This is a genomic window from Halomonas ventosae, assembly GCF_004361885.1.
GTDB lineage: Bacteria > Pseudomonadota > Gammaproteobacteria > Pseudomonadales > Halomonadaceae > Halomonas > Halomonas ventosae_C.
The window spans coordinates 1-5,062 of record NZ_SNWH01000042.1 but is presented as its reverse complement, the minus strand read 5'-3'; the positions used below and the strand labels follow the sequence as shown (position 1 = coordinate 5,062).

Sequence of the window (5,062 nt, the reverse complement as noted above, 5' to 3'; positions counted from 1 at the left end):
CCGTCCTTGCTATCGCCTGCCGGTAGCTTACCACGCCTCGCCGCAACGGTACCTTCAAGCCACTCCACTGCGCTACTCCCCCCTCACGCCGCGCGACGCTCGAACACCTTGCGCGCCATGCGCATCCCGCGCAGGTGCCGGGCCTGGCGCTCGGCGACCGAGGTATGCGCGGAGGTCTCGGGCGTCTCGGCCATGCCGGCACGGATCGGATTGAGGTCCACATACGCCATGGCGCTGAGAATCGCCGCCTCATCGAGCAGCGCCTGGCTCCTGAAGCGCCCTTCCCAGAAGCGCCCTTTCACGTTGTCCTCGGCATTGGCCTGGCGGGCTATGGCTTCGTTGAGCAGCCGCATGAACCAGGAGACAGGGAGGACGTCAAAAACAAAGTGGGTGTCCTTTGTTTCTTGTGGTGGGCGTGTCATCGTTTCCCAGCAGTTCCCGGTGGAAATACCGGGTGAGCTGTTGCAGGTGTCGTGCGGTATCACGGCGACATACGGAGTACTGGCTAAGGAGCTCAAGCACACAGAGCGTCCGCTGGAAGTCCATGCGAGGCATCACGCCGCGCAGTCGCTCCAACTCTGCCTGCGTCGGCCGATAGCCCCGGTACCAGACGGCTTCGGCCAATTGCTTCACATCATCGACCGCAAGCTCGAGAGGGCGTGAGCCGGCCCGATACAGCCGCTTACGTGTGAGGGAGACTGCCATTCTCCACCCTAATGACGCGCCGCGTCAGTGCTTGAAAAGTTCATCGAGGGAGTTGGTAGAACGAATTTCATCGGTCCATGCTTCCAACTGCTCGGCATTCGCCGCCTCCAGCTTTTCTACTACCCAGTCAGGCAACTCGCCAAAGCGTTTACTCAATAGACGCTGCAGAACACGACGCTCTCCTGTCATCTCTCCTTCACGCTTCACGTCATTCAGCAGCGACACATCATCCCGCAAGGCCCGCTCTCGCACGAAAGCCAGGCGACGGGTCTCTTCGTCGGCGCTGAGTTCACGGATACGGCTCATCGCCTTCTTCTTGACCGGCAAATGAGACATCAAGAGTCCCAATGCTGAATTTCTGCGCGAAGGTGCGCTACCTCATCCACAGTAAGCTGGGCGATGTCAGCAATAGACGAATCATCTAGTTCAGTCTTCCGGATCATGCCCCGCGCCACTTCTTCGCGGCCTTCACGGCGTGCGTCATTCAGCAGCGACACCTCATCCCGCAGCGCCCGCTCACGCACAAAAGCAAGGCGGCGAGTCTCTTCGTCGGCGCTGAGCTCGCGGATACGGCTCATGGCCTTCTTGACCGGTTCATGGGCAACATTGGCCATGGTGAGTTCCTCCTGCCAGTGCTTGAAGAAGGTGACCCAGGCACGCAGCGGGCCTTCCGGCAAGCCCAGACGATCCGCCTTGTTCAGTTCGATCAGGTTCATCTGCAGGATGTTCCCCAGCGAGATGTCGGGCTGAGATTCATCACGCATCTCGAATCGCCAGATCGCTTGCTCTCGCTCTGCCTCCGTCCCCGTGAACAGATCGAAGTCCAGCAGGTGCAATCCCACCGAGGCACGCAGTTCCTGATAGTCCTCGCCCCCGCTCAGCTGAGTCTCCAGCGTGCGGGCCAGATAGAACAATCCCCGCTTGTGCCACGCGCCGTAGCGGCGTACCTGCACCTCGACATTGTAGCAGTGGCCGTCCCCATCACGGGCCAGCACGTCGAGAATGATGTACTTGCCAGTGAGCTCGGTCGCTTCGATGTTGGGGTTGAGAATCTCCACCGAGGCAATGTTGGGCAGGTCCGGGCGCAGATCGTTGATCAAGTCCACCAGCAGATCCGGGGCTTCGGCGAACAGCCGCTTGAAGACGTAGTCGTTGGTGGGATCGAGTAGCTCGCTCATGCGCATTCCTGTCTCAGTGCCCTGATTCTACCACAGCGCCGCTTGTCAAGCGGCTATTTCCCTCACACTATCCCCCTGCCCCGTAAAGAAAAAAGCGCCCATCCTCGACATCCCTCCCCACGCTGCCGGTCAGGGCAAGCGTGAGGCAGGGAGGCGACAGTAGAGGATGGCGGTGGCCCTACAGCCATCCCCGCTCGGCGAGCGAGACGAAGCCTTCATGGCCGACCACGACGTGATCCAGCACCCGAATGTCCACCAGGCCCAGGGCCGCCGTTGATGCCGTGAGGTGCGCGTACCTCAATGACGGCATAGAACGCCGCACGGGGCGGCGCTGGGCTTGCTGCTCCGGTGTGGAAGATCAGTGCCTGTCTTCGGCACGCAGGGCTTCCACATCGGCAGTCGTCAAACCCGTGGCTTCGGCGATCTGCTCGTCACTGAGCACGCCCAGCTTGATCAGGTTACGAGCCGTCTGTTCGGCACGCAGCTGCTCGCCTTCTTGGCGCCCCTCCTGGCGCCCTTCCTCTCGGCCGCGCTGCTCACCCTCTTCGATCCACCGCTCGGGCCACTTCTTGATGCGTTCGGCCAGCATGTCATGTACCTCGTGAAGATCCTGCAATTCGTTGAACTCGGGAAGCTCCATCCCAGGCGCCCGGTGGGGCAGCAGCACCCATCGTATCCACACCACGAAGGCGCGCCGCAACCCGGTCTGCTCCGGGGCCTTGAGCCACTCCACCAGGCTGCCCAGCACCTCGAGCATGTCCTGCTCATCGCAGTTGTGCTCCAGCCGGAACAGGGCAGCGGCTACGTTGCGCGTCTCGTCGGGGCCTTGGGTGTCGGGGAAGTCGGTCATGGCGGGCAGCAGCCAAAGAAACGGCAGAAGTCGCGATGCAGTTGTTGAAAGCGCATTTCCGAGAGCTGGCCGTATTGCTTGACGATCACCGGCTTGGCGATCACGAAGGTCTTTCTCACCATGATCTTGGAGCGCTTGGGGAGCGAACCCGTCGCAAGGTCATCTGGATCAAGGAGGGACTCGTCGTCATGCAGCCTGGCCGTCTGGCTACTGACGGGAATCCCGACAAAGTCATCAAAGGGAAGGTTGTCCTTGAACACGATCACCGGCCTGCGCTTGCGGGTTTGCAAATCCGAGAAGTAGAATTCGCAGAGCACCACGTCGCCAGGCGCTACGTCCATACTTCATCCTCGCTGAGCGCTCGCCATTCGTCGATGGTACCGGCCGAATGCTCGGAGAAGGCCCTGACCTCCGTGTCGGCTTCCGGCTCCTCGACCAGCACCACGACCCGAGCGTGAGCGTTCTTCAGACGCTCGTGTTCTTCCGGTATCTTGACGATCCCATCCCGAATATCGGTTTCAAACTCGACGGCGTACATGGCGCACCTCTGGCGTGCAAGGTTGATGAGCCTGATGATAGCAATAAACCAGACTGCCCACTGACACTTCCCTTGATCAATCGCATGGCCAACATTCCTGTAGGCCGCCTGTGAAGTACCCGTCTGTCGCCACACTGGATCAGCAGCTCTCAGCGGCTTCTGGGTCGCTTTCTCACGTGAAGCAGGGTCCTCACGCCGCGCGGCGCTGGAACACCTTGCGCGCCATGCGCATCCCGCGCAGGTGCCGGGCCTGGCGCTCGGCGCAGCAGGCGGTGAGTCTCTGGGGCGTGCCCACGGCGCTGCCGAAACGCGTGAGCAGCGTGGTGGAGGCGGCGATGAAGGCCTCGGGGTCGATGCCCAGCCGGTCGAGCAGCTTGGGGACGTGGCCGTCAATCCGCCCGCGCTTGTCGGGCCGCTGGCAGCGCCCGGTGGTCTCGACCAGCTCGAGGTAATCCTCGAAGCTGAACGGAATGGCAGTGGGCAGCCGGGCCGTAGCGTCGAACGGCATCAGCGGCTGCAGCGGCAACGTCTCGCACCAGGCCGGCACACGAACCGCCGGGGCGTCCGGGGCATTAATCGGCCCGTCCTCGGAGCTGGTGGCCCTCCCCTGCTCGGCGTCGCCTGGTAGTGCCGCCAGGCGCTCGGCGACCGAAGTATGCGCGGAGGTCTCGGGCGTTTCGGCCATGCCGGCACGGATGGGGTTCAAGTACACATAGGTCATGGCGCTGAGAATCGCCGCCTCATCGAGCAGCGCCTGGCTCCTGAAGCGCCCTTCCCAGAAGCGCCCTTTCACGTTGTCCTCGGCATTGGCCTGGCGGGCGATGGCTTCGTTGAGCAGCCGCATGAACCAGGAGACATCCGTCAGCCGCTCGCGGTAGGTCGCGGCCAGCGCCTTGACCGCCGCTACCTCCGCCGGCAGCTGATCCGCGCCGGCCCGGTAGCGCTGCACCAGCAAGGGGCCGGTGAACAGCACCGTTCAGCGGCGCAGCACCTCGTCGTCGCTCCAACCCGCAGCTCGCTCGGCATCCACCCGCACCACCAGGTGGTAGTGATTGCTCATCACCGCGTAGGCCGCCACGTCGATGGCGAACACGCCGGCCAGCTGGTGCAGCCGATCCCTGATCCAGCCGCGGCGGTGTTCGTAGCTCTGGCCGCTGACGGCATCGGTGCCGCACAGGAAGGCGCGGCGCACGCAGCGGTTGACCAGGTGGTACCAGGGCGTGGCGTCGAGCGACACCAGGGCAGAACGAGGCAAGGTCATGACGGGAGCCCTCGGCGAGTGGCGTTGCTTTCAGATTAGCCGATGCCGATGAGACGTCAAATAAGTGGCTGTCCTGTTGTTCTGCTGTTGTTCTGCCCTTGCTGTGCGTCAGAAGGGGATGCAGGAGAAGGCCGGATCAGTGCTTGTCCTCGACGCGCAGAGCCTGGACATCAGCATCCGCCAGGCCTGTGGCTTCGGCAATCTGCTCGTCACTGAGCACACCCAGCTTGATCAGGTTGCGAGCCGTCTCGCGACTGGCTTCCAAGCGGCCTTTCTCGATGCCCTGCTGCTCACCTTCCTGACGCTCCTTTTCGCGCTCAACGCGCTCAATTGTATTGACGTAAGGCATGTGCTTTTCCTCCTGTATGGCGTAGACCGCCTGTACAAACGCGGGTTCCAGGGCTCTCGGCAGCTGAAGCATCCAGTCAATGATGGTGAATAGCTGTACGACCTGCTCTCGGCTGTAGCCCCGCTCATACAGCAGCCGAATCAGGGCAACCTTGACATCCTTGCGCGTGGCGCCGTCCTTC

Annotated in this window: 8 protein-coding genes and 3 pseudogenes; 1 reads left to right on the top strand and 10 read right to left on the bottom strand. The window is 62.5% G+C overall.

The window, feature by feature from the left end:
* Nucleotides 1–146: 146 nt before the first annotated feature.
* Nucleotides 147–365 (bottom strand): annotated as a pseudogene (locus DFO68_RS15170) (alpha-amylase family glycosyl hydrolase); the annotation flags it as partial.
* On the opposite strand from DFO68_RS15170, the gene DFO68_RS15570 reads away from it, so the two are divergent.
* On the top strand, nt 352–663 hold the full coding sequence (locus DFO68_RS15570; protein ID WP_166637590.1) for a hypothetical protein: 312 nt from the start codon (nt 352–354) through the stop codon (nt 661–663). The pseudogene DFO68_RS15170 and the gene DFO68_RS15570 sit on opposite strands and share 14 nt — an antisense overlap.
* A gap of 66 nt (nt 664–729) precedes the next feature.
* On the opposite strand, the gene DFO68_RS15165 is transcribed toward DFO68_RS15570, so the two are convergent.
* From DFO68_RS15165 to DFO68_RS15130, 9 genes and pseudogenes are all read right to left on the bottom strand, one after another.
* Entirely contained in the window at nt 730–1,041 is a 312-nt protein-coding gene (locus DFO68_RS15165; RefSeq protein ID WP_133484444.1) for a DUF4351 domain-containing protein, read from the bottom strand.
* Nucleotides 1,041–1,883 (bottom strand): Rpn family recombination-promoting nuclease/putative transposase, encoded by an 843-nt coding sequence (locus DFO68_RS15160; protein WP_133484443.1) that lies wholly within the window; start codon nt 1,881–1,883, stop codon nt 1,041–1,043. Before DFO68_RS15160 ends, DFO68_RS15165 begins: the two co-directional genes overlap by 1 nt.
* 178 nt (nt 1,884–2,061) lie before the next feature.
* Nucleotides 2,062–2,151 (bottom strand): annotated as a pseudogene (locus DFO68_RS15155) (JAB domain-containing protein); the annotation flags it as partial.
* A gap of 90 nt (nt 2,152–2,241) precedes the next feature.
* A complete protein-coding gene (locus tag DFO68_RS15890) occupies nt 2,242–2,733 on the bottom strand; it encodes a hypothetical protein (RefSeq protein ID WP_243726538.1) in 492 nt (163 codons plus the stop codon).
* Nucleotides 2,730–3,074, bottom strand: coding sequence for a type II toxin-antitoxin system PemK/MazF family toxin (locus tag DFO68_RS15145; protein WP_133484442.1), 345 nt, complete (start codon nt 3,072–3,074; stop codon nt 2,730–2,732). The genes DFO68_RS15890 and DFO68_RS15145 overlap by 4 nt, the downstream gene beginning before the upstream one ends.
* The gene (locus tag DFO68_RS15140) at nt 3,065–3,271 is read right to left on the bottom strand and encodes a hypothetical protein (RefSeq protein ID WP_133484441.1); all 207 of its coding nucleotides are present in this window, start codon (nt 3,269–3,271) and stop codon (nt 3,065–3,067) included. Before DFO68_RS15140 ends, DFO68_RS15145 begins: the two co-directional genes overlap by 10 nt.
* A gap of 190 nt (nt 3,272–3,461) precedes the next feature.
* Nucleotides 3,462–4,244: a hypothetical protein gene (locus DFO68_RS15135; protein ID WP_208107451.1), complete on the bottom strand. Its 783-nt coding sequence runs from the start codon at nt 4,242–4,244 to the stop codon at nt 3,462–3,464.
* Between the two features lie 3 nt (nt 4,245–4,247).
* Nucleotides 4,248–4,532, bottom strand: coding sequence for a transposase (locus tag DFO68_RS15705; protein WP_208107450.1), 285 nt, complete (start codon nt 4,530–4,532; stop codon nt 4,248–4,250).
* Nucleotides 4,533–4,668: 136 nt separating this feature from the next.
* A pseudogene (locus DFO68_RS15130) lies at nt 4,669–5,062 on the bottom strand (hypothetical protein); the annotation flags it as partial.